Annotated in this window: 22 protein-coding genes and 2 pseudogenes; 8 read left to right on the top strand and 16 right to left on the bottom strand. The window is 70.3% G+C overall.

The genetic code is table 11. From position 1 onward, the window contains the following. Window positions 1–69: 69 nt before the first annotated feature. Genes JAO81_RS10880 through JAO81_RS10860 form a run of 5 tightly spaced genes read right to left on the bottom strand, consistent with a single transcriptional unit; the run spans window position 70 to window position 4,381 of the window. Window positions 70–1,386 carry a cytochrome P450 gene (locus JAO81_RS10880; RefSeq protein ID WP_199547569.1) on the bottom strand — a complete coding sequence of 439 codons (1,317 nt, stop codon included), beginning with the start codon at window positions 1,384–1,386 and terminating at the stop codon, window positions 70–72. Further along, complete coding sequence (locus JAO81_RS10875) at window positions 1,383–1,988, bottom strand: ATP/GTP-binding protein (RefSeq protein WP_199547568.1); 606 nt, start codon at window positions 1,986–1,988, stop codon at window positions 1,383–1,385. The genes JAO81_RS10880 and JAO81_RS10875 overlap by 4 nt, the downstream gene beginning before the upstream one ends. Before the next feature lie 19 nt (window positions 1,989–2,007). Beyond that, window positions 2,008–2,364, bottom strand: a complete 357-nt coding sequence (locus JAO81_RS10870; RefSeq protein ID WP_165337000.1) for a DUF742 domain-containing protein — start codon at window positions 2,362–2,364, stop codon at window positions 2,008–2,010. Continuing rightward, window positions 2,361–2,807, bottom strand: coding sequence for a roadblock/LC7 domain-containing protein (locus tag JAO81_RS10865; protein WP_165337001.1), 447 nt, complete (start codon window positions 2,805–2,807; stop codon window positions 2,361–2,363). Before JAO81_RS10865 ends, JAO81_RS10870 begins: the two co-directional genes overlap by 4 nt. Continuing rightward, window positions 2,804–4,381 carry an ATP-binding protein gene (locus JAO81_RS10860; protein WP_199547567.1) on the bottom strand — a complete coding sequence of 526 codons (1,578 nt, stop codon included), beginning with the start codon at window positions 4,379–4,381 and terminating at the stop codon, window positions 2,804–2,806. The genes JAO81_RS10865 and JAO81_RS10860 overlap by 4 nt, the downstream gene beginning before the upstream one ends. A gap of 320 nt (window positions 4,382–4,701) precedes the next feature. Between JAO81_RS10860 and JAO81_RS10855 the strand changes: the two genes are divergently transcribed. Both JAO81_RS10855 and JAO81_RS10850 read left to right on the top strand, forming a co-directional pair. Next, window positions 4,702–5,424, top strand: coding sequence for a haloacid dehalogenase type II (locus tag JAO81_RS10855; protein WP_199547566.1), 723 nt, complete (start codon window positions 4,702–4,704; stop codon window positions 5,422–5,424). A gap of 41 nt (window positions 5,425–5,465) precedes the next feature. Continuing rightward, window positions 5,466–6,494: a S66 peptidase family protein gene (locus tag JAO81_RS10850; protein WP_199547565.1), complete on the top strand. Its 1,029-nt coding sequence runs from the start codon at window positions 5,466–5,468 to the stop codon at window positions 6,492–6,494. A 17-nt stretch (window positions 6,495–6,511) separates the two neighbouring features. On the opposite strand, the gene JAO81_RS10845 is transcribed toward JAO81_RS10850, so the two are convergent. The 6 genes and pseudogenes from JAO81_RS10845 to JAO81_RS42370 all read right to left on the bottom strand — a co-directional run. After that, the gene (locus JAO81_RS10845) at window positions 6,512–6,931 is read right to left on the bottom strand and encodes a hypothetical protein (protein ID WP_307813293.1); all 420 of its coding nucleotides are present in this window, start codon (window positions 6,929–6,931) and stop codon (window positions 6,512–6,514) included. Window positions 6,932–6,977: 46 nt separating this feature from the next. Then, window positions 6,978–7,943: an LLM class F420-dependent oxidoreductase gene (locus tag JAO81_RS10840; protein WP_199547564.1), complete on the bottom strand. Its 966-nt coding sequence runs from the start codon at window positions 7,941–7,943 to the stop codon at window positions 6,978–6,980. A gap of 95 nt (window positions 7,944–8,038) precedes the next feature. Next, complete coding sequence (locus JAO81_RS10835) at window positions 8,039–9,019, bottom strand: hypothetical protein (protein ID WP_199547563.1); 981 nt, start codon at window positions 9,017–9,019, stop codon at window positions 8,039–8,041. Continuing rightward, a complete protein-coding gene (locus tag JAO81_RS10830) occupies window positions 9,016–10,281 on the bottom strand; it encodes an MFS transporter (protein ID WP_199547562.1) in 1,266 nt (421 codons plus the stop codon). Before JAO81_RS10830 ends, JAO81_RS10835 begins: the two co-directional genes overlap by 4 nt. Window positions 10,282–10,353: 72 nt before the next feature. Further along, window positions 10,354–11,547, bottom strand: a pseudogene (locus JAO81_RS42375) (discoidin domain-containing protein); the annotation flags it as partial. A gap of 102 nt (window positions 11,548–11,649) precedes the next feature. After that, window positions 11,650–12,399: pseudogene (locus JAO81_RS42370) on the bottom strand (chitosanase); the annotation flags it as partial. A 477-nt stretch (window positions 12,400–12,876) separates the two neighbouring features. On the opposite strand from JAO81_RS42370, the gene JAO81_RS10820 reads away from it, so the two are divergent. Both JAO81_RS10820 and JAO81_RS10815 read left to right on the top strand, forming a co-directional pair. Beyond that, entirely contained in the window at window positions 12,877–13,527 is a 651-nt protein-coding gene (locus tag JAO81_RS10820; protein WP_307813292.1) for a HemK2/MTQ2 family protein methyltransferase, read from the top strand. Then, window positions 13,508–13,711, top strand: coding sequence for a CDGSH iron-sulfur domain-containing protein (locus JAO81_RS10815; protein WP_165332299.1), 204 nt, complete (start codon window positions 13,508–13,510; stop codon window positions 13,709–13,711). The genes JAO81_RS10820 and JAO81_RS10815 overlap by 20 nt, the downstream gene beginning before the upstream one ends. A gap of 35 nt (window positions 13,712–13,746) precedes the next feature. Here the strand turns inward: JAO81_RS10815 and JAO81_RS10810 are convergent, their stop codons facing one another. Both JAO81_RS10810 and JAO81_RS10805 read right to left on the bottom strand, forming a co-directional pair. Beyond that, window positions 13,747–14,433 (bottom strand): DUF6766 family protein, encoded by a 687-nt coding sequence (locus JAO81_RS10810; protein WP_199547560.1) that lies wholly within the window; start codon window positions 14,431–14,433, stop codon window positions 13,747–13,749. Between the two features lie 84 nt (window positions 14,434–14,517). Then, window positions 14,518–14,928, bottom strand: a complete 411-nt coding sequence (locus tag JAO81_RS10805) for a hypothetical protein (protein WP_199547559.1) — start codon at window positions 14,926–14,928, stop codon at window positions 14,518–14,520. Window positions 14,929–15,119: 191 nt separating this feature from the next. Between JAO81_RS10805 and JAO81_RS10800 the strand changes: the two genes are divergently transcribed. The 3 genes from JAO81_RS10800 to JAO81_RS10790 are packed head-to-tail and all read left to right on the top strand — an operon-like array spanning window position 15,120 to window position 17,373. Further along, complete coding sequence (locus tag JAO81_RS10800) at window positions 15,120–16,139, top strand: iron-containing redox enzyme family protein (RefSeq protein WP_199547558.1); 1,020 nt, start codon at window positions 15,120–15,122, stop codon at window positions 16,137–16,139. 23 nt (window positions 16,140–16,162) lie between these two features. Further along, window positions 16,163–16,846 (top strand): HAD family hydrolase, encoded by a 684-nt coding sequence (locus JAO81_RS10795; RefSeq protein WP_199547604.1) that lies wholly within the window; start codon window positions 16,163–16,165, stop codon window positions 16,844–16,846. Window positions 16,847–16,893: 47 nt separating this feature from the next. Next, complete coding sequence (locus JAO81_RS10790; protein ID WP_199547557.1) at window positions 16,894–17,373, top strand: flavin reductase family protein; 480 nt, start codon at window positions 16,894–16,896, stop codon at window positions 17,371–17,373. A 24-nt stretch (window positions 17,374–17,397) separates the two neighbouring features. Here JAO81_RS10790 and kstD read toward each other — a convergent pair whose 3' ends face one another. Continuing rightward, the gene (gene kstD / locus JAO81_RS10785; RefSeq protein WP_199547556.1) at window positions 17,398–19,167 is read right to left on the bottom strand and encodes a 3-oxosteroid 1-dehydrogenase; all 1,770 of its coding nucleotides are present in this window, start codon (window positions 19,165–19,167) and stop codon (window positions 17,398–17,400) included. A gap of 338 nt (window positions 19,168–19,505) precedes the next feature. Here kstD and JAO81_RS10780 point away from each other — a divergent pair, with 338 nt between their 5' ends. Further along, a complete protein-coding gene (locus tag JAO81_RS10780; protein ID WP_307813290.1) occupies window positions 19,506–19,856 on the top strand; it encodes a DUF4190 domain-containing protein in 351 nt (116 codons plus the stop codon). Window positions 19,857–19,969: 113 nt separating this feature from the next. Here the strand turns inward: JAO81_RS10780 and JAO81_RS10775 are convergent, their stop codons facing one another. Together JAO81_RS10775 and JAO81_RS10770 are read right to left on the bottom strand one after the other, a co-directional pair. Next, window positions 19,970–20,206, bottom strand: a complete 237-nt coding sequence (locus JAO81_RS10775) for a hypothetical protein (protein ID WP_199547555.1) — start codon at window positions 20,204–20,206, stop codon at window positions 19,970–19,972. Window positions 20,207–20,381: 175 nt separating this feature from the next. Further along, a complete protein-coding gene (locus JAO81_RS10770; protein WP_233415179.1) occupies window positions 20,382–20,879 on the bottom strand; it encodes a hemerythrin domain-containing protein in 498 nt (165 codons plus the stop codon). Window positions 20,880–21,420: the final 541 nt, after the last annotated feature.

The following is a 21,420-nucleotide window of genomic DNA, read 5'->3' as shown; positions in this document are numbered from 1 at the left end:
GAAGAAGTGTCCAACGAGGGGCTCCTGATGCTCAGTTGGTGGAGGTGGGACGGGTACGCGGGGCGACGCTCATCGGGAGGGACCGCTGTGTGCCGCGGGTGTGTGCCGGGGCGGTGCCGTACGGGGATGAGGGGTGCTGAAGCGGACCGGGAGGCTGGCCAGACCCCGGCTCCACGGGGACTTGACCCACTCGAGTTCGCTCTCGGGAACGGCCAGTTCGAGGTCGGGCAGCCGGTGGCGGATGGTGTCGATGGCGGTGCGGGTGATGAGCCTGGCCGGGTCCTGGGCGGGGCAGGTGTGCGGGCCCGCGCTGAAAGCGAGGTGCGAGCGGTTGCCCACGACGGGTTGTCCGTCGGGCGGCAGGATCTGCGGGTCGGCGTTGGCGGCGGCGAGCCCGAGGATGAGCATGTCGCCGGCGCGTATGGGCTGTCCGCCGAAGGTCATGTCGCGGGTGGCGTAGCGGGCCGGGAAGTTCTGGGTGGGCGGGAAGCGCCACAGGACCAGGTCGAGGGCGTCGTCCACGCTCAGGTGTCCGCCGGTCAGCGAGGAGCGGAAGGCGGGGTCGCACAGCAGGATGCGCAGCGAGGTGGCGATCCAGTTGACCGTGGTCTGGTTGCCGGCGACGAACATGACCACGAGGTTGTGCAGCACTTCCTCGTCGGTGAGCCGGGCCGGGTGGTGCAGCAGGGCGGAGGTGACGTCGTCGCCGGGGTTGCGCCGCTTGTCGTCGATCAGCTGGAGCAGGATCTGCGCCATGCGCTTGCTGGCGTCGCCGGAGCGCGCGGTGGCGGAGACGGTCCCGGCGATCGCCTCGACCAGGGCGCGGCCGGTGTGCTGGTCCACGCCGAGCAGCTGGATGATCACCTGCATCGGGAGCAGGCGCGCATAGTGGGCGACGAGGTCGGCTTCGCCGCGTCCCGCGAACGAGGCGATCAGGTTCTCGGCCATGTCGCGGACACTGCGGCGCAGCTCATGCCCGTTGATGCCGGCGAGTGCGTCGGCGACGGCGGTACGCATCCGCCGGTGCTGCTGGCCGTCGGTGAACAGCAACGCGGGGCGCCAGCCGACCATGGGCAGCAGTGGCGAGTCGGCGGGGACCCTGCCTTCCCGCAGCAGCGTCCAGCGGCGAGGGTCGTGGGAGAAGTCCTGTTCCTCGCGCGTCAGTTGCAGCAGCTCGCGGTGCCCGAGCACCAGCCAGGCGTCGATGCCCGGCGCGATGGCGACCGGAGCGACCGGCCCGTACGCGGTCCGCAGCCGCTCATAGAGGGCGGGCATCATGTCGCCGTCGAGATCGGGCCCGTACAGCGCGGTCGGTCCGCTCGCGGTGGCGCCGGTGACCGGGCAGCGGGACCCGTCCGCTGCGAAGGGGGGCGGCTGCGTGCTCATGGTGTCTCCGTGGCGGCAAGGATGAGGTGGCGGATCAGCGCGATCAGCGCCTGGATGGACGAGGTCCGATCGCGTGCGTCGCACAGCACCAAGGGCGTGTCGGGCAGCAGATCGAGCGCCTTGCGCAGCTCGGCGTCGTGGTGCTGGGGGCTGTCCGGGAAGACGTTCACGGCGACCGCGAACGGCAGTCCGAGGTCTTCGAGATGGCCGAGCACGTCGAAGGACGCGGCCACGTCCCTCGGGTCGATCAGCGCCAGCGCGCCGAGGGCTCCTTTGGCCAGATCGCGCCAGGCGGGCAGGAAGCGGTGCTGGCCGGGTGTGCCGAACAGGTAGAGCACCAGATCGCCGGCGACGGTGATCCGGCCGAAGTCCAGAGCCACGGTCGTGGTGTCCTTCGTACCGTGCGCCGGAGCGTCGACACGGGCGCCGGCCTGGGTCATCACGGCCTCGGTGAACAGCGGTTTGATCTCCGAGACCGTGCCGATCAAGGTGGTCTTGCCCACCCCCAGGGGGCCGACGATGAGGATCTTCGCCGCGCCCGTGACGCTCTGCGCGACGTACTTGCCGGTGGAACCCGGTGAAGCCTGAGGGCCGGCGGGCACGGGAGCCTCGGGCCACGGTTCAAAGTCGGCTTTCGAGACCACTGAGAACCTTTCTGAGCATGGTCACATCGGCACGTTCGGCCGGCGGGATGGGCGGGCGCGTCACGATCAGCCCCCACTCCAGGAGATCGGCGAGCAGCACCTGCAGGACCGAGGGCGGCTGTCCGAGGTGGGCGGCGACCTCGGCAACCGACAACAGGCCCTGGCAGTGCGTGAGGATCGCCTGGTGCTCCGGCTGCAGCGCGGCGGGGAATGCCGCGTCGGTGGCCATGACCAGGGACTCCCAGGACAGCGGGCCACCTTCGGACTCGGCACGCCCGCCGGTGATCACATAGGGGCGAACGGGAGAGGTTCGTTCCCAAGGACCGTTCGTCATGACGTGGGGGCGGCCTGTTCCCGGGGCTGGGCGCTGAGTTGGGCACCGATCTTCGCGACGAGGAGCTGCATCTGCTGGGCGACAAGCCCCACGTCGGCTGCCGTGTCGGTGGCGACGCCGAGCTGGGCGCCGGCCCCGGCGTGCGTGAAGAGGACGAACCCGAGGTCGGACTCGACCATGATCTGCCGGATCCTGGCCCCCTCGCCGAACAGCAGCCCGGCGGTCGAGCGGCCCGTCATGGTCATCGCCGCGCTCGCGGCCGACAGCGCCTCCGCCTCGCCGACGCTCAGCGCGGCAACCGGTCCCGACAGGTCCTCTGCGGACGCGTGGCCGAGTCGGAGCCCGTCCTCGGAGACCACGACCGCGTGCCGCACTCCGGGGATCGCGATCAGCGGGTGCAGCATCCATCCCAGGTCGGGAAGTCGAGCGATGGTGCCGGTCACGGCTGGCCTCCGTCAGGTGTATCCATGGTGCTGGGGAAAGGCGGTTCGTCCGCCGTGGGGGCGGGACGGCTGTGCGCGGGGTGCTGCCCGCTGTCCCCGGTCTCGTCGTACGCGGTGGCCGGGGCCCGGCCGCGCAGGGTGCCGGACACCACGCTGGCGATCGAGGCCCGAGCGGCTTCCGGGGTCCACGGCTCGGCCGGTGCGGCGGGGGCGGGTGGCGGCGCCGCGTGGCGGGCCGGCGAACCGGTGGCCGTACGGCGGCTGCGCCGCTGCGGCAGACCGGCCGCCGTGGCGTCCGAGCTGCTCGCGGACGCCGCGCCCGTCGGCTGAAGGCCACCGACTTCCGGGCCCTCTCCCCCGCTTGCCGGCTGCTGCTGCGCCGGTACGGGGTCGTACGCACCGGTGCGCTGCTGCGGCACCGCGCTCTGGGCGACGGCGGGGCGGGCGGGGTTCGCCAGATTGGACAGCGGCTCGGTCAGCAGCCGGTACGGCACGAAGGCGACGGCCCGGGTGCCGCCGTAGGCGGAGGTGCCGGACAGCTGCACGTCGAAGCCGAGTTCACGCATCCACCGGCCCACGCACGCCAGGCCGAGGCGGGGCACCGCGCCGAGACGGGCCAGGTCCAGGTCGTCGGTGAGCTGTGCGGTGGCCTGCTCCAGGACGTCCGGCGGCATGCCGTGCCCGGCGTCGTCGACCTCGATGACCGCGCCGGCGCCCACTTCCCGTACGGACACGATGACTTTGGAGGGTGAGGGCGAGAACACGGTGGCGTTCTCCAGGAGTTCGGCGAGCGCGTGCATCAGGCCCTCGACCGCGGGAGGCGCCGCGTACAGGGTCTGCCCGCCGTGCACCTCGACGCGGCCGAACTCGACGATCCGCGACATGGCACCGCGTACGCAGTCGTACAGGGAGACGGGCTGGGTCTCCCTGCGGGCCGGCCAGACTCCGCACATCACCAGGAGCGTCTGTGCCTTGCGGGTCATCTGCGCCGCCGCGTGGTCCGCCTTCATCACCCGCGCCATCAGGTGGGGGTCGACGATGTCGCGCTCGATCTGGTCGAGGACCTGCTGCTGCACGGTGGCCATCGCGTGCATGGTGCGGGCGACGGACTCGAACGCAGCTTGTACGGAGTCCCGCAGCGCGCGCTCACGTCGTACCGCCTCATCGGAACTCAGGGCGGCGGCCACGGTGTCCAGGGCGCGGGCGAAGTCCTCGCCGAGCTCGGCGGACGAGCGGAGCGGCCCGGCGACCCCGTCGAGGCGCTGCCCCGCGTTGACGCGCTCCACGATGGCCGGCATCCGCACCGCCGCGAGATGCCCGACTTCGGCATCGCGGGCCGTCGTCATCCGCAGCAGGCGCTCACGTTCCGCCTGCGCTGAGGCCAACCGCCGTACGGTCAGCAGACCCCAGACCAGCAGGAGGCCGCCGAGGGTGGCAAGGCCGACCGTCAGGGACCGCTGCGAGCCGGCCCCGGCGCCGACTGCCGCCGCGCCGACGCCGCCGGATATGAGGACGACGACGGTCAGCCACAGGAGGGAGCGGCCGGCTGCGGAGAGGCCGGGACGGCTCACCATGGGGCACTCCACTCGACGGCCTTGAACACGACTGCCACGAGCAGTGAACCTTTCCCTGAGGCCGAACTCCCTTGCGACTGAGGGAGTTTTTTGCTGACCCTAGATCAACAGAGGCCGTTTCGGGGGGTCTTGTTCAAGCCAAGGGCTGAAAGCTGTCCGGCCGACTGCGGCAATTCGGCGGCAACCGGCGCAACTGGATACGGCGGCGGTGATGGTTCCCGCGGGTAACCGTCCGGGCGCGGTTCGGGAATCGCAGCGCCTCCCGCTGTGTTCGACCGACGACTGCTCTCACGCCCCCGCTGCACCAGGAGACCTCCCCCATGCCAGAGCTCGAGATCGATGCCGTCGTGTTCGACGTGCTCGGCACGCTCGTCGACGAACCCGCCGGTATCCGCGCCGGCCTTCGTGGGCTCGACCCCTCGCTCGACGATCCTCGGATCGAGGAGCTTCTGGCGCTGTGGCAGCAGCACATCGGTCATGAGCAGCGTCGGATGCTCGACGGTGACCGGCCCTATCTCCCGAGCGATGCCCTGGATCTGGAGGCCGCCCGGCTCGTCGCCGAGACCACGGGAGTCGACGACCCGGCCGCGGTGGCGGAGCTGGCCCTGTCGGGTCGCAGGGTCCCGCCGTGGCCCGACACCGTTGCCGGGCTCGCCCGACTCGCCGAACGATTCCCGCTGATCGGGCTCTCCAACGCCGGCCGGACGGCGCTGCTGGAGCTCAACGCGCACGCCGGACTGCGCTGGCATCAGGCGCTGTCCGCTCAAGACGCGCGGACCTACAAGCCGGACCCAGCGGTCTACCAGCTCGCCGTCACCGTTTCCGGACGTCCACCGGAGCGGCTGTTGATGGTCGCCGCGCACGCCTGGGACCTGCGCGCGGCCCAGCGTCTCGGCCTGCGCACCGCGTACGTCGCGCGCCCCGTCGGCGACCCTCCCGCCTCCTCGGACAGCTTCGACCTGTACGCGGACGATCTCGCCGGTCTGGCCGACCAACTCGACCACGGCGCCGGGGGGTCCGGTGGTTCGGTCACCGGAGGCTGAACTCTGGCTCAGGCTCGGCCCGGCGTGCGACGATCCGGCGCATGGCCATCCGCTACCCGTCCCCCCTGCGCCCCGGCGACCGTGTGGGTGTCACCTCGCCGTCGAGCGGGGTCGCGAAGGAGCTGCGTGCGCGCCTCGAGGTCGCCGTTCGTGACGTCCGGGACCGTGGATACGAGGTCGTCATCGGCCGGTGCATGGACGGCTCCGGGCACGTCAGCGCTCCGGCCGCCGACCGGGCGGCCGAGCTGATGGCGATGCTGACCGACCCCGGCATCAAGGCCGTCGTGCCGCCCTGGGGCGGAGAGACCGCGATCGACCTGCTCCCCCTGCTCGACTGGGACAGGCTGCGGGCGGCGGAGCCCACGTGGCTCGTCGGGTTCTCCGACACAGCGACCCTGATCACGCCGTTGACCCTGCTCACCGGCACGGCGACCATCCATGGCAACAACCTCATGGACACGCCCTACCGCGTTCCCGATGGGCTGTGTTCCTGGCTCGACATCGTCGCCGCGCCCCCGGGCCACCGGTTCGCCCAGCATCCTCCCGGCCGCCGTCGATCCCCCGGCTTCGACGACTTCGCGACCTTTCCCGACGTACGCGAATACACGCTCGACGCCGCAGGCACCTGGACCCGGCTGGACGGGAGCGGCGCGGTGGAGGCCGAGGGACGGCTGATCGGCGGCTGCATCGAAATGCTGTGCAATCTCGCGGGGACGACGTACCTCGACGTCTCCGCGTTCGCGCGCGACGAGGCACCGGAGGGGCTCCTCGTCTACGTGGAGGCGGCCGACAACGATGCGTTCACCATCTGCCGGAACCTGCACGGAATGCGGCTCGCCGGATTCTTCGACCGGGCGAACGCGGTGCTCGTCGCGCGGACCGACGCACCGGACAACCGTTCACTCAGCCAGCACGAGGCCGTCCTCGACGCGCTCGGTTCCCTCGACGTGCCGATCATCGCCGACGTCGAGTGCGGGCACGTGCCGCCGTACATGCCGATCGTCAACGGCGCGTACGGCCGCATCGTGCACGCACCGGGCCGGAGCGAACTGACGCAGACCTTGGGCTGACGCATCAGCCGGTGCGGTCACCCCTCGGCGGGCGGTGCGCCGTGTTCGGGGCGGGTCAGGCGGAGTTGCGACTCGATCTCCTGGTCGCCGGAGGCGGCGCCGAGGTCGGTGACGACGAACGCGGCGTCCAGGGCTTCCCGCAGCCGCGCCACGGCGACCGGCCCGCCCTGCAAAGTCGTGGTGACCGGTCCTGCGAGCAGGACGCCCGGGCCGCGGTCCGGGCTGTGGGCCGCGATGAAGCCGCCGGTCCACACCTTGGGCGCCGAATCGCCGGTCTGGCGGGGGGTGCCGGCACCGCGATCGGAGGGGAAGTGGGCCCGCAGGACGTTGAACACGGTGTCCGCGTCGGCCACGGAGCATTCGCTGAGCACGACCTGGACGTGATCCACGGAAGCGTCGTCCGGGTCAGGTGCTGTCGGGTCGGGTGAGACGTTCACAGGGTTTCCTCTCGTGGGGTGGCGGCAAAGCCAAGGATGCGACCCGTCAAAGTGCGCGCAGTGCGGGCAGCAGCTCCTTCTCGGCCCAGTCGATGAAGGGCCGCTGGTGATCGCCGCCCACCTGGACCAGGGCGATCTCCGTGAAGCCGGCTTCGGCGAAGGGGCGCACCGCTTCGACGAACTCGTCCACGTCGTTCCCGCACGGGATCTTCTCCGCCATGTCCTGCGGTGTGACGTACTGCGTCGCACCGGTGAACGCGGCAGGGCCCGGCAGTTCGGCATTGACCGGCCAGCCGCCGACGGACCAGCGGAACTGGTCGTGGGCGCGGGCGATCGCCGCGTTCTTGTCCGGGTCGTAGCAGACGGGCAGCTGGCCGACGCGGGGCTTGCCGCTGCCGCCGTGCCGGTCGAAGGACTGCAGGAGCTCGGCCTTCGGCTCGGTCGCGATGACGAGATCCCCGAGCGCACCGGCCAGCGCGCAGGACCGCTCGCCGGAGACCGCGATGCCGATGGGCGGGGGCTCGTCGGGCAGGTCCCACAGCCGGGCGTTGGCCACGTCGAAGTGGGTGCCCTCGTGGTTCACGTTGTCGCCCGTGAACAGCGCACGGATGATGCCGACCGCCTCCTCGAACATGTCGAGCCGCACCCTGGCGGACGGCCAACCACCGCCGACCACATGTTCGTTGAGGTTCTCACCCGATCCGAGGCCGAGCCGGAACCGGCCTTCGGACAGGAGCTGCATCGTCGCGGCCTTCTGGGCGACGACGGCGGGGTGGTACCGGATGGTCGGGCAGGTCACGTAGGTCATGAGCGGGATCCGCGAGGTGGCCTGCGCCGCGGCGCCGAGCACGCTCCACGCGTACGGGGAATGTCCCTGGGACTCCAGCCACGGGAAGTAGTGGTCCGAGGTCACGGAGAAGTCGAAGCCCGCCCGTTCCGCGGCGACGAGATCATCGACGAGGGCTCGGGGGCCTGCCTGCTCGGTCATCATTGTGTAGCCGATTTGCACCATGAGGGATCGGTTTGCCGAAGAGGTTCAGCCGAAACGTCCGACCGTCCGATGGGGTGGTGCCGAGCGAGCCCGAACCGGCTGCTCGGGCCGGCACGTCACACAGGATTCATGCTCGGCGACGAGGCGTCGCGGGCCATGCGTACGGGCTCGCCCGAGCCGTCCGCCGGTGCCGACCAAACGTCCGTGGAGCCGCGGGTACGGCCCGGGAGGGCGTAGGCCACGGTGCGGTCGTCGAGCCAGGCGGCCTGGTCGTCGACGCTGCGGGTCTCGGCCAGCGGAGTGTCCCGCAGGGTCTTCAGGTCGAGGACATGCAGCTGCCACGGCCGCGAAGTGCCTTCGCGGACACGCTTCTTGTAGGCGAGGCGCGTGCCGTCGGGGGAAAGCGAGGGGCATTCGACGTTCTCGAGCAGCGTGCGGGCCGTCCAGGCGTTCAGGTCTCCCTCGACCAGGTACGTCTTGCCGCGCGTGGACACGGTCGCGTAGAAGCGGTTGTCGTCCCGGGCGAAGGTGATGCCCCAGTAGTTCAGGTCGGACGCGCTGTAGCGCTTCTTTCCGAGGGTGAGCTGGAGGGTTTCCACGTTCTTGATCAGATAGCCGGTCTTGGTGTCGAGGATGCCGCTGCGCGTGGAGAAGGCGTTGCCCGCGTACGAGTCACCGCTGACGAACACCGTCCAGGAGACCATCCGGCCGGAGGGTGAGACGCGGGCGCGGTTGGGGGTTCCGCCGAAGGTGACGGTGCGCTTCGGGCGCAGCGTGCGGTCGAGGACGATCGCTTCCGAGCGGGGCGGGATGCCCGGTCGGGTGGTCAGGCAGACGGCACTGCTGCCGCTCGCGTGGAAGCGGCGGCAGGTGAGTCCGGTTTCCTTCAACCGCTGGTTGTCGAGGGCGGCGACCGTTCCTTCGGCCGTACGTACATAGAGGCCGCGGGTGTTGTCGAGCGTGACGTTCGAGGTTCTGGCGGCGGGTTCGTTCCGGTCCGTTGCCCGGACCGTGTAGACGACGGCGAGCGCGGCGAGCAGCGCGCCCGCGAGGGCGACGGCGCCGACGCGGGTACGCAGGGAGAGGGTGTGGGTCATCGGGGCTCCGTCCGGCGCGCGGGCAGCAGGAAATGGGCGGTGAACAGGGCGAATGTCAGCGCGGCGGCGGCGAGGGCCAGTGCGGCGTCCATGCCCCAGACGGTCCACGCGGCGCCGAACAGCACGGAGGCGAGGAGGCGGCCGACCGCCTGCCCGGACTGCAGCAGGGCGAGGCCGGCCGCGCGCTGCTGCGGGGGAACGGCCGGGCCGCCAAGTGCCATGAGGACACCGTCGGTTGCGGCGTAGAACGTGCCGAGCAGCAGCAGTACGGCAGCGGTCAGGGGCCACCCCGTGGCCGGGGAGTACAACGTCACGTAGGCGCCGAGCAGGCCCAAGTGGCCGAGCAGATAAGGGATACGGCGTCCGATGCGGTCGGCGACGCGTCCGATCGGCACGGCGAGCAGGAGATAGACGGCCGCGCTGCCCAGCGGGAGCAGCGGAAAGTACGCCGTGTCCAGGTCGAGCCGTTTCTGCAGGACGAGATAGAGGAAGCCGTCGCCGACCGAGACCAGGCCGAGGAGGGACGCGGTGACCAGGACTCGGCGGAAGGCTGGATCGGCGGGCAGCCGGAAGACCGAACGGAGGCTCGTTGCCCGCGCGTTGAGGTTGCTATGGGGCGCGCGGCCCGGCACGAAAGCGTAGAGGAGAAGGACGCCGAACAGGCCGAAGCAGAAGCTGACCATGAACACCGCGTCGTAGGCGTCCGCCGTCACCCAGAGCAGTGCGAAGGCCGCGAGCGGGCCGAGCAGGGCGCCGGTCGTGTCCATGGCCCGGTGCACACCGAAGGCCCGGCCGAGCTGCCGTTCGTCGCAGCTGAGCGAGATCAGCGCGTCGCGCGGTGCGGTTCGTACGCCCTTGCCGACCCGGTCGGCGGCGAGTGTCGCGGACAGGGCCGCGGTGGAGCCGCCCGCGAACAGCAGCCCCAGTTTGCAGAGCGCGGACAGGGCGTAGCCGGATCCGGCGACCAGTTTGTGGCGCTGCCGGCGGTCGGCGAGGTGCCCGCCGGCCAGACGCACGAAGGCGGTGACGCCGTTGTAGAGCCCGTCCAGGAAGCCGAACTGGAGGGGGTTCAGGCCGAGGCCGAGCACGAGATAGAGGGGAAGGACGGCGGTGACCATCTCGGAGGAGATGTCGGTGACCAGGCTGACCGCACCGAGCGCGACGACGGTGGAGGCCACCCGGGTACGGCCGGGAACGGGAGGTGCGGGGACGGTACGGGCGGGGGCGTTCGACGGGCCGCCCCTGCCGGCGGCGAGATACATGAGGACTCCCCGAGGGGCGCCCCGGGCTCGTCCTCGCACGGAGGGCGAGCCCGGGGCGCCGGTGGCGGCCGGTCAGTGGCAGGAGTAGGTGGGGCTGGTGTCGAGCACGGTGCCGTTCGTCTCGACGAACTGGGAGCGGAATCCGGTGTCGGTGAACTCGAGCTTCACCACACCGAACTTGTCCCAGATCCGCTTGGCGCTGTTGGGCTGGACGGTGTCGCCCTGTCCGTACAGGTCCTTGCCGCCCGCGCCGCCGATGATCTCGACGATGCCGTTCGGGTCGGCTTGCGCGTCCCGGGTCTGCGGGGCGAACCGCTCGTAGTGGTGGTCGTGGCCGTTGAGCACCAGTTCGGCGCCGGCCCCTTCGAGCAGTTCCCAGACGGGTCGGCTGACCGGCACGTTGCCGTGGTCACCGGAGCTGAACAGCGGCTCGTGCCAGTAGGCCGCCACACACTTCTTGCTGTTCGCGGCCAGATCCGCGGCGAGCCAGTCCATCTGCTCGTCCTCGTCGAACCGGTTGGAGTTCAGCGCGATGAAGTGCCAGTTGCCGCGGTTGTACGAGTACCACATCTTGCCCTGCGGGGTGGCGCGGGAGCCGAAGTACTCGCGGTAGGCCTTCTCGTCCCGGTTCTCGTAGTCGTCGTACGACTCGTGGTTGCCGGGCACCGGGTAGGTGGTGGCCTTGAAGCGGCCCCAGGACTTGTCGTAGTAGTTCTCGAAGTCCTCGATGTGGGCGTCGTCGTACTGGTTGTCGCCCATCGTGATGTAGAACGCCGGGTTGATGGCCGCGGCCCGGTCGGCGGTCTTGAAGTGCTGGCAGTTGGCGTCGCTCTGCGTGCACTGGTCGGCGATGTCACCGGCGCCTACCACGGTGAACGCTCCGGTGGGCGGGTCGGTGGGGCCGGGGCCCGAGCCTGTGCTGCCGTACGCCTCGACCTCGAACAGCGAGTAGCCGTAGGCAGTGCCGCGGACCGTGGCGTACACCCGCAGATAGCGGCCCTTGCCGTTGAGGTTCGTCCACTCGTCGGTGCCGCCGTTGCCGGTGGTTTCGGTGGCGAGACGGGTCCAGGTGGTGCGGTCGGTGGAGATCTCGACCCGGTAGGCCTTGGCGTACGCCGCCTCCCAGAGCAGCTTCACCCGGGAGACCGTGGCGCCCTCACCGAGGTCGATCCGTATCCACTGCCGGTCGATGCCTTCCTGGCTGGCCCAGCGTGTGCTCGTGTTCCCGTCGACCGCCTTGCCGGGCGTGAAGCTCGCGTCCTCGTTGGAGGACGAGGCGGCGGGCTTGCCCCGGGAGATCAACTGCGGCTCTCCGCCGCCCGGTTCACTCGGCGAGGGTCCCGGTTCCGTCGGCGTGGGGTCCTTGGTGATCTCGAAGGGATCGCCGTAGACATGCCAGGCCAGCGGGGTGTTCAGGCGGAGGTTGCCCTTGTTCAGGAAGATCCGCTGAGCGGTGTCGACCCGGCTGGTGTCCTCGTGCGCGGCCTCCTTCTTCATCTCCTCGACGCGGGCGTCGAGGAAGGCGTGCAGATACTCGGTCTCGTTGCCGCCCTCGGCGGGTGTGTCGGCGTTCGCGCGCGCGTCGGCGCGGATCGAGTCGAAGCCCGACTGGCCGTGCATGACGATGGCGTCGTAGTAGATGAACTGGCCGAGCTCCTGGAGCTTGTCGCTCTTGGCCCGGGAGACGGACGGGTTGAAGTAGACGCGGTCGCGCTCGTGGTGCTGCGCCTCCTTGAACGCGGTGGTCTGCGCTGCTTGTTGCCACGCGCCGGTGAACCCGGGGTCGAGGCCCTCGTGCGAATCGGAGCCGTCGACCTCGCGCAGCGCGGGCAGGTACTTCGCGAGGGGGTTGTTCGGCACCTGCTGGGTGTAGTACTCGACGAGTTCGAGCATGTCGTGCGTGCCCGAGCAGAAGCCGACGATGCCTGCGGTGTAACCGCGGCCGTCGCCGATGTCCTCGATGTAGTCGTACTGCTCCTTCCAGTCGAGGGAGGAGTTCTCGGCGCTGGAGACCAGTTGCATGGCGATCTCCTTCTTCACCGGGTCGTCGAGCCCGGTCGGTGCCGCCGCCTGACTGGTGCTCAGGAAGATCACCGCGGGGACGGCGGCGAGCACCATGGCGAGGGCGATCCTGAAGCCGCTCTTACGGCGGCGTCGATGGTCGGCGGTCCGGTGATCGGCAGTGCGGTGGTCGGTGGTGCGGTGGTCGGTGGTGCGATGGTCGGTGGTCCGGTGATCGATGGTGCGGTGCCGCGATCCGAACGGCGCCCATCGCCGTCTCGGAGTGGGGAGTGGCATGCGCTTCTCCGGTTTCTCGTCTGGCCGGAAGCCTGCTCGTACGCAACAGTTGGCGCGCTGCGACGCGCGGGCCCGGCAGGGGGAGTTCGGGGCTACATGGCGGTGCGGAACCGTGGCTTGAGGTGCGGAACCCCGGTCGTCCCTACCGACGTTGACTGATAGGAACCTTTCCTTTCTATTGGCTGCTCGCGCTCCTCCGCAAGACATGTGACAGCAGGGAAGTGAAGGACTTCCGATAAGCCCCGGCCACCAGGAATGTATTTATTTATCCAGGTAAATTGGGGTACGAGGCTCACTGTGACTCTCATAGCCCTGCCGGGCGTCTACGCCCCGCAAGACGACACCGCCCTGCTGGCCGAGGCGCTGCGCAGCGAGGTACTGCCCCCGCACGCGCGCGTACTCGACGTCGGCACCGGCACAGGAGCCCTGGCACTGGCGGCCGCACACCGCGGGGCCGAGGTGACCGCCGTGGACGCTTCATGGAGGGCCGTTCTCACGGCGCGACTCAACGCACGCCTCGCGCGCCTGCCGGTAGAGGTCCTCAAGGGCAGCCTCCTCAAACCCGTGGCCGGCCGGACCTTCGATTTGATCATGGCAAATCCGCCCTACGTGCCGGCGCCCTCGACCAGTCCCGGCCGAGGTGCGGCGCGCGCGTGGGATGCCGGCCGGGACGGACGCCTCATCCTCGACCGCCTCTGCGCGACAGCACCGCCACTGCTGCGCCCGGGCGGCGTGCTCCTGCTCGTGCATTCCGCACTGAGCGGGGAGGAGCAAACGGTCGGAGCCTTGCGTGCCGCAGGCCTGAGCACGTCGGTTGTCGAGCGTCGCGCCGTCACGTTCGGTCCGGTTCTGCGCTCGCGGCAGACCTGGCTGGAAGCCCGCGGGCTGATCCGAACGGGCCAGGACAAGGAGGAGTTGGTGGTCGTCCGTGCCGAACGAACCCGCTGAGCACCGCCGTCGCATCGTGGTCCAGGACGGCGGACCGACCTTGGTCGAAGGTCCGGTCGAAGTCACCCTCGACGACGGCACGACGGTCGTCTCGGACCGCTTCTGTGTCGCCCTGTGCACCTGCCGGCGCAGCCGCCGCTATCCGTTCTGCGACACCAGCCACCGCCGCCGCACCCGCGACTGACGACCCCGCACGCGCGACGAAGCCCGCGCACCGGCTCAGCTCTCCACCCCCGCGGCGCCGTGCGGTGTTCCTACCGGCTTGGACTCCGGTGAACCCCGCTGACGCAGATAGACGGAGAAGACGGCCATCGAGGCGACCGCGAGCAGCTCGGACTGCCAGTTCTGCAGGCTGCGGCTCCAGAAATCGGCCCCCAGAACGTACTCGCCCAGGCCCATGGGGCGCTGCAGTTGGCGCAGCCGCTGCTCGTTGTAGGCGGCGGAGCCGGCGACCGCTTGAGCGAACCACGACAGCAGGAACAGTCCCCCCATGAGCAGGCCGAGGGAGCGGGAGTACACGGCCTGGCGCCAGCCACGGGTCCGGGCCCAGTGCGGTGAGTCGGCGCGGGCGTACTGCCCCACGCGCTGCTCCTTGTCGGACCCCCGGCCTGCCTCGTCGATCTCCTTCGACTCGGGCGAGCCACGCTGGAGCAGCCACACCGTGCCCAGGATGAAGAGGAAGAACTGCAGGTACTCCGACTGCCAGTTCTCCGTGACGTCGACGGCGAACTCCGATGAGGCGAGGTAGGCGGCCAGGCCGATCGGGGCCAGCCCGTCCGCGGTCAGCTCATTGTTGAACTCGGCGTGGCCCGCGAAGGCCTGTCCGGTCAGGGCGAGCAGGAAGGCCGTACCGAAGCCGAGGGTCAGCCCGTTGTCCCGTACGAATCGGTGCCGTTTCGTCGTCATCGGTGCATCAGTCCCACCGTGGTGAAGTAGGCCAGACCCGCCAGTACCACGGTCAGGCACAGCACGAACATCGTCCGCATCGCCTCAACTGCCCTTCAGGGTGCATCGATACGGCTGTGCGTGCCGCGGACGGCACCCCGCGGCCACGACCTTCCAACCCTCGGGAAACTGCGACAGGAACACCGTGTCGTGCCGCAGTACCACGCGCGCCTGCCGGCCGAAGACATCCACGGTGCGCACTGCCCCGGCATAGGGAAGCTCCTCCCCCAGCACCGACTCGGCGCATGTCGCCTCGCCGGACAGTTCCACCTCGGTGCGGGTCCCGGGTGCCAGTGCGCGGCACATCGCGACCGCGTCGCCGTCACGCACGGCCGCCTCGAATCGTGTGGTGACGGCGTCGGCGGCATCCCGTCGCTCGTCCGCCGTGCCGCAGGCGGCCGTCGAAACCGCCAGCAGGAACCCCCACAGCAGAAGACCCCGTCCGGACCCGCTCAAGTTACCTCCCGTGACCGACAGCAACGCTCTGTGCCCATCCTGAGTCGACACCGGGCGGCGACGCGGGTGACACGCCTTCACCTGGGAAGAGCTGATCGGTCAAGTGGCGCCGACCGACGAGTCGGCGGACCGTGGAAGAAGACTCGCCCTCAGGGAAGGTGGCGCCGGCAGTCCGGCTCGGAAAGGCCGTCATGGAAAACCGACGTGCATCGCGGCAGCGCGCTCCACAGCTGCCGCAGTCCCGCGGAGAGCTGTCCGCCGCGCTCTTGGCGGCGCTGTCGGGCGAGGACGGCACCCGGCTCGCCACCGACCGGGTCCCCCGCGCCGATCCCTTCGGCGAAGACCTGCAGCTCGCTCTGTACACGCTCTACGAACTCCACTACGCGGGCTTCGCGGGCGTGCCGGACGAGCGGGAGTGGGATCCCGACCTGCTGGGCCTGCGCCGCGCGCTCGAGCAGCGTTTCCTGCACGGTCTGCGCGCCGACGTGAGCGGACCGGCCGATGTGGAAGAAGCCCTGTCCGCGCTCCTGACCGAGCCCGTCGAGCCTCCCGCCGACAGCGTCAGCCACTACCTGGAAGGTGACGGAGAGCTGTGGCAGCTGAGAGAGTACGCGGCCCTGCGCTCGCTCTATCACCTCAAGGAGGCCGATCCGCACGCCTGGGTCATCCCCCGGCTGCGGGGGCGCGCCAAGGCGGCGATGGTGGCCATCGAGTACGACGAGTTCGGCGCGGGGCGGGCCGAGCGGATCCATGCCCGGCTGTTCGCCGATCTCATGGGCGACCTCGGCCTGGAGACCTGCTACGGCCACTACCTGGACGCCGCTCCGGCCGAAGCGCTCGCGACGGTCAACCTCATGTCCCTCCTTGGCCTGCACCGTGCCCACCGCGGTGCACTGGTCGGACACTTCGCCGCCGTCGAGGTGACCTCGTCGCCCGGTTCACGACGGCTGGCCAACGCCCTGCGCCGGACGGGAGCGGGGCCGGCCGCACAGCGCTTCTACGACGAGCACGTGGAAGCCGATGCCGTGCATGAGCAGGTGGTACGGCGTGATGTCATCGGCGGCCTCCTGGACGCCGAGCCGGATCTGGAGCCGGACGTGGCCTTCGGCATCCACGCCACCGGTTACCTCGAGGACCGCCTCGGGGCGCGGCTCCTGAGCGCCTGGCGCCGACAGCGCAGTGCGCTCCGTACACCCTTGCAAGCCGAATGACGCGCAGAGGAGAGCGGGTGAGCATGGAACGCGCGGCGCTGTTCGATGTGGACGGCACTCTCACCGACACCAACCATCTGCACATCGTGGCCTGGTGGGAGGCGTTGCGGCAGGCGGACCACGTCGTGCCGATGCAGGCCGTCCACCGCGCCTTGGGCCGCCCCTCGAGCGATCTGCTCGAGGAGCTGCTCGGCAAGGAGCGCGACCGCGAACAGGACGGCGAACTGACCGCGGCGCACAGTGCGCTCTACGGGCAGTACTTCGACCGTCTCGCCGCCTTCCCCGGGGCGGGTGACCTGCTGCGTGAACTGGCCGCGGACGGCTGGCGGATCGTCCTGGTCACGTCGGCCGGGGGCAGCGAACTGAAGGCGCTTCGCCGCGCGATCGACGCGGACGACGCCATCTTCGCGACAGCAAGCGCCGATGACGTGTCCGAGGGCAAGCCCGCACCCGAGCCGGTCGAGCACGCCCTGCGGCTGGCGGAAGTCGCCGCCGCGCAGGCCGTGTTCATCGGGGACAGCGTGTGGGACATGAAGGCCGCGGTCCGCGCCGGTGTACGGGCGGTCGCCGTGCTGTCGGGCGGCATCCCGCGGGCCGACCTGGAAGCGGCGGGGGCGCGCGAGGTGTTCGACGACCCGGCCGATCTGCTGTCGCACCTGAAGAGCGGCTCGCTCGCTCTCGGCCTCGACCGGCCCGCTCGCTCCTGAGCCCCGCGCCGTGATTCGCTCGCTGCGGAAGGGACACAGTCATCGTCATGGACGCGTTCATCGACCGCCTCGACTACCCCCTGTACGTCGTCACCGCCGCGGCGAACGGCGAGCGGGCCGGCTGCCTCGTCGGCTTCGCCTCGCAGTGTTCGATCCGGCCGGTGCGGTTCACCGTCTGGTTGTCCAAGGTCAACAGGACCTTCCGTATCGCCCGGGCAGCCGACCACGTCGGCGTGCACCTTCTGACGCCCGAGCAGCACAGCCTCGCGGAGCTCTTCGGCGGCCGCACGGGCGACGACACGGACAAGTTCGCGGACCTCGCCTGGACGCCGGGACGCGCCGGTGTGCCGGTCCTCGACGCCGCGCCGGCCTGGTTCATCGGCCGGATCGAAGCGCGCAGCGACGCGGGGGACCATGTCGGCCTGCTGCTCGATCCGGTCGAGCACAGCACCTCGGCGTCACCGGAAGGTGGCGTGTTCCGGCTGAGTGACGCCTCCGGCATTTCGCCGGGCCATCCGGTCGACTGAGGCCCTGGCCGGTACAGCCGGCGGTCAGCCGGCCAGGTGGTTGGCGGCGATGTAGCCGAAGGTCATGGCCGGTCCGATCGTCGAGCCGGCGCCGGCGTAGCTGTGACCCATGACGGCGGAACTCGCGTTGCCCGCCGCGTACAGGCCGGGGATCACCGAACCGTCCGCGCGCAGCACCCGGGCACGGGCGTCCGTGAGCAGGCCGCCCTTGGTGCCGAGGTCGCCGGGCACGATCTTGAAGGCGTAGAACGGGCCCAGCCAGAGCGGGGCCAGACAGGAGTTCGGGGTGACGCCGGGGTCCGTGTAGTAGTGGTCGTAGGCGCTGTCGCCGCGGTGGAAGTCCGGGTCCTCGCCGCTTCTGGCCTGGGAGTTGAAGCGGTTGACGGTGGACTTGAGTGCGGCGCCGGGGACACCGATGCGGGTCGCGAGCTGGTCGAGGGTCCATGCCTTGTGGACCGCGCCCGCCTCGTACCAGGAGTCCGGGAAGACGAAGGTCGGCGCGATGTCCTTGAAGAGGTATCGGTTGCGGTAGTTCTGGTCGACGATCAGCCAGGCCGGGATGTCGGGTGCGGCGGCGTTCTTCTCGTACATGACATGGACGACATCGCCGTACGGTGCCGCCTCGTTGACGAATCGGGCGCCCGCCTGATTGATCAGCAATCCGCCGGGCAGGGTGCGTTCGGCCAGGCAGAAGTACGGCTCGTTCGGCAGCGGGATCGCCGGGCCCCACCATGCGTCGTCCATCAGACCGAGCGCGCCACCTGCCCGTGCGCCCGCGCGGATGCCGTCCCCGGTGTTCTCCTTGGCGCCGACCGTCCATGCGGTGCCGATGGGCTGCTGCTGGTACTGGGCCCGCATCGCGGCGTTGTGCTCGAAGCCGCCGGAGCCGACGATCACGCCGCGCCGGGCCTTCACGAGTGCCGGGGCGTCGTCCTTGGTCACCACCACCCCGCGTACGGTGCCGTTCTCGATGTGCAGGTCGGTGAGCGGGCAGTTGTGCCACACCGGTACGTTCGCCCGCATCAGCCCGGCCCGCAGTCCGCCTGCGAGCGCCTGGCCCATGGTCAAGGGCTTCACGCCGTGCAGCGCGGCGTTGGCCGCGCGGGCCAGACACTCGTTGGCCACGGCGAAGCCCTTGGAGTTCACCAGGGACAGGGTGAGCCACTTGTAGTCGGCGCTGAAGACGACCATGCCGTCGGGGACCGGCATGTACGCGTCGTTCAGGCGGTCGAGTTCGGCTCCGAGGATACGGCCGTCGAGCAGATCGGGCTCGATGGACCGGCCGCCGGGAAGGCCGCCCGGTAGCTCTGGGTAGTAGTCGCTGTAGCCGGCCATGTAGCGGAACCTGAGCGGGCTGTGGGCGATCACGAAGTCGAGCATCACGGGCCCGTGGTCGAGGAACGCCTGCTGCCGGGCGAGCGGCACCTCGTCGCCGACGACCGCCGCGAGATAGGTGGCGGCCTTCTGCGGGGTGTCGGGTACGCCGGCCGCGCGGATCACGGAGTTGTTGGGGATCCAGATCCCGGCGCCCGAGCGGGCCGCGGACCCTCCGTACGTGCTCGCCTTCTCCACGACGACACAGCTCAGTCCGCGTGCGGCAGCGGTCATCGCGGCCGTCATCCCGGCCGCGCCCGCACCGACCACGACGACGTCGAACTCCCCCGCCACGGGCGGGTCCGCGGCGTGCGCGGCGCCGTGCAGGCCGGTGGCGACGACTGCGGAGGCGGCGGCCGAGGCGGCCAGGACGCTGCGGCGGGAGGGTCTGACGGGCTCGGACGAGGCGTTTTCGGGCATGGCGTATCGCTCCTGCGGGGTGAGGCAGTTCGGGAGGTGAGCGGTGCGCGTACTGGTCAACTGGCCGTGGATACAGGGGACTTGCACCAGTGCCCGGTGAGGTTTGCGCGAGGGTCTTGTGAAGTCAAGACACAGTCGCGTACGCGACCCCGCAGTCCAACGCCCGGCCGGGCGCCCGCGTTTCGTCCGTGGGCATTCACCGCGATGTCCGGGGAACTCGGCACCGCACGACAAGTGTCCAGACATGATCCTGAATCAGGGAGAATCCGGTGTCCTTCTCCGATCCCTCGCATACGCCGTACGGTTCCGCGCACAGCACGACGCCCATGACTCCGGGCGTGCGACAGAGCAACGGTCTGGCGATCGCGGCGCTGGTGCTGGGTGTCGCGGCCATTCTGCTCTTCTGGACCGTGATCGGAGGAGTCGTCCTGGGTGTGCTGGCCGTTGTCTTCGGCATCATCGGAGCCCGCAGGGCGCGCGGGGGCCGGGCTCCGCACAAGGGCATCGCGATCGCCGGTGCGGTGCTGGGCGTGCTGGGGGCGATCGCGTCGGCGGTCATCATCGCGATCGGTGCGTCGATCCTGAACTCGGACGAGTTCAAGAGCTTCGAGGACTGTGTCCGCAGTGCCGACACGCAGGCTGAACGCGACGCATGCGAGCGGGACTTCGAGCGGGACGTCAACGGCTGACCGCAGGTCGGCGGCGCTTCGGCGCGGGCAGCGACACCGCCCCCCCGCCCGATTCGCCGGTGGCCCGCGGTCACCGTGGGCGGCCCCGGCTCGGCAGGCGCCGGGGTGCGCGCTCACCAGTTGTAGATGATCTCCCCATCGCTGTTGACGTACTTGAACGACCCGTCCTCCTGCCCGATGATGCCCGCGTACCCGCCGGCCGGCGCCCCGCCGCAGAAGGTGGCGGCACTGCCCGACCCCGCCGCCAGGAACCCGCCGCCGACGAGCATGCCGGTGGCGGCGACAGTGACGGCGGCCCTCCGGATCCGCCTGCGCATCGCTGTCGTCGTGTGTGTGGTCTTCCGCTGCATGGCTGACTCCCTGTCACCGATTGTTCTTCGGTCAGAAGGGCTTCGCAGCGGCTCGGCTACCGGATTGCTCGCGGGAAAAAATCGGCGGCGCAGCAGGGCGTCTGCGGCCGGCGCTGCCGGAGCGGCGAGCACCGCGTGCACTGCGCGCCTGGCAGCGGCCGCGTGATGGTCAGGCCTAAACCCGGTCGTGGACGAAGCAGTGCACCGCGTCGAGGGTGCCGCCGGAGGTGAACAGCCGACCTCGCGCGGCCGCGAAGGCCCCGCCGAGTTCCCTGCGGTCGGTGCGGCTGAGGTGTTCGCAGGCTCCGTTGAGGAAGGTGCGCTCCTCGTCGTCGATATGGCGGGCGACCGCCCTGGTCAGCTGCTCCAGGCGCCAGTCCCACTCCCATGAGCCGGTCACGGCGACCTCGAGGAGCGCGAGCAGGACCTTGCTTCCTTCGAGGTTCTGTCCTGCGCAGTGTTGTGCCGCCTCCGCCGGTGCGTCCACGCAGAACCTCAGCGCCGGGTGAACCGTCAGCTCCGTGGCCTCGCCATGGGCGATGAACAGATCGGCGAAGTCGAGCAGGGCCGCGGACCGGTCGGCTTCGACGCTCCGCATCAGGCGGAGCAGGTCTTCCATCGTCCGGTGGTCCTTGAGGATCAGTTCGACGACATCCTGGGGCACGGCCGTCATGATGCGCCTCCTCCGTAGGGGTGGGTTCCCGGACGCGGTTACCCCCAGCGGTGTCCGCGTAATGCCTCCTGTCCCCCGGATGCTCGGGGCGCCCAGGTCAGCGCGGCTTGCGGTCCGCACGCCGGCTACCCGTGCCGAACAAGGTTGCGGGCCCTGTGGCCAGGGAAGGACCAGTGGACAGGACCGGCCGCGCGGACCACGCCGCGCCCGGGTCCATCACCAGTCCCTGGAGGGGAAGTGATCCGCCATGCGTACGCGTGCGCGTACCCATAGGCGTTCCACACGAGTCGAGTACTCCCTGCCGCGAGATCCGTCTTCGCCCGGACGAGCACGGAAACTGACCTCCGCATTTCTCGCCCGTGCCCAGGACCGCACCGCAGGAGTGAGCACCGAACGCGCCGATGATGCCGCCCTCATCGTGTCCGAACTGGTCACGAACGCCACCCGCCATGGCCGCAGCCCTTGCCGGCTGCGGCTCCGGGTGGGCGGGGGCCCCGTGGGTGGTGGGGGGCTCCGACCAAAACCCCCCCCCCCCCCCCCC

Origin of the sequence: Streptomyces sp. N35 (assembly GCF_016464295.1) — a bacterium.
Classification (GTDB): Bacteria; Actinomycetota; Actinomycetes; order Streptomycetales; family Streptomycetaceae; genus Streptomyces.
This window is presented reverse-complemented; position numbering and strand designations above follow the sequence as displayed.

Excerpts from the sequence above, each read along its gene's own strand:
- JAO81_RS10840 (WP_199547564.1), bottom strand. The coding sequence starts at position 7,943 with ATGGTGCAAATCGGCTACACAATGATGACCGAGCAGGCAGGCCCCCGA.
- JAO81_RS10770 (WP_233415179.1), bottom strand. The coding sequence starts at position 20,879 with ATGACGGCCGTGCCCCAGGATGTCGTCGAACTGATCCTCAAGGACCAC.
- kstD (WP_199547556.1), bottom strand. The coding sequence starts at position 19,167 with ATGCCCGAAAACGCCTCGTCCGAGCCCGTCAGACCCTCCCGCCGCAGC.
- JAO81_RS10855 (WP_199547566.1), top strand. The coding sequence starts at position 4,702 with ATGCCAGAGCTCGAGATCGATGCCGTCGTGTTCGACGTGCTCGGCACG.
- JAO81_RS10860 (WP_199547567.1), bottom strand. The coding sequence starts at position 4,381 with ATGGTGAGCCGTCCCGGCCTCTCCGCAGCCGGCCGCTCCCTCCTGTGG.
- JAO81_RS10880 (WP_199547569.1), bottom strand. The coding sequence starts at position 1,386 with ATGAGCACGCAGCCGCCCCCCTTCGCAGCGGACGGGTCCCGCTGCCCG.
- JAO81_RS10795 (WP_199547604.1), top strand. The coding sequence starts at position 16,163 with ATGGAACGCGCGGCGCTGTTCGATGTGGACGGCACTCTCACCGACACC.
- JAO81_RS10775 (WP_199547555.1), bottom strand. The coding sequence starts at position 20,206 with ATGCAGCGGAAGACCACACACACGACGACAGCGATGCGCAGGCGGATC.
- JAO81_RS10830 (WP_199547562.1), bottom strand. The coding sequence starts at position 10,281 with ATGTATCTCGCCGCCGGCAGGGGCGGCCCGTCGAACGCCCCCGCCCGT.
- JAO81_RS10800 (WP_199547558.1), top strand. The coding sequence starts at position 15,120 with ATGGAAAACCGACGTGCATCGCGGCAGCGCGCTCCACAGCTGCCGCAG.
- JAO81_RS10850 (WP_199547565.1), top strand. The coding sequence starts at position 5,466 with ATGGCCATCCGCTACCCGTCCCCCCTGCGCCCCGGCGACCGTGTGGGT.
- JAO81_RS10810 (WP_199547560.1), bottom strand. The coding sequence starts at position 14,433 with ATGACGACGAAACGGCACCGATTCGTACGGGACAACGGGCTGACCCTC.
- JAO81_RS10790 (WP_199547557.1), top strand. The coding sequence starts at position 16,894 with ATGGACGCGTTCATCGACCGCCTCGACTACCCCCTGTACGTCGTCACC.
- JAO81_RS10870 (WP_165337000.1), bottom strand. The coding sequence starts at position 2,364 with ATGACGAACGGTCCTTGGGAACGAACCTCTCCCGTTCGCCCCTATGTG.
- JAO81_RS10835 (WP_199547563.1), bottom strand. The coding sequence starts at position 9,019 with ATGACCCACACCCTCTCCCTGCGTACCCGCGTCGGCGCCGTCGCCCTC.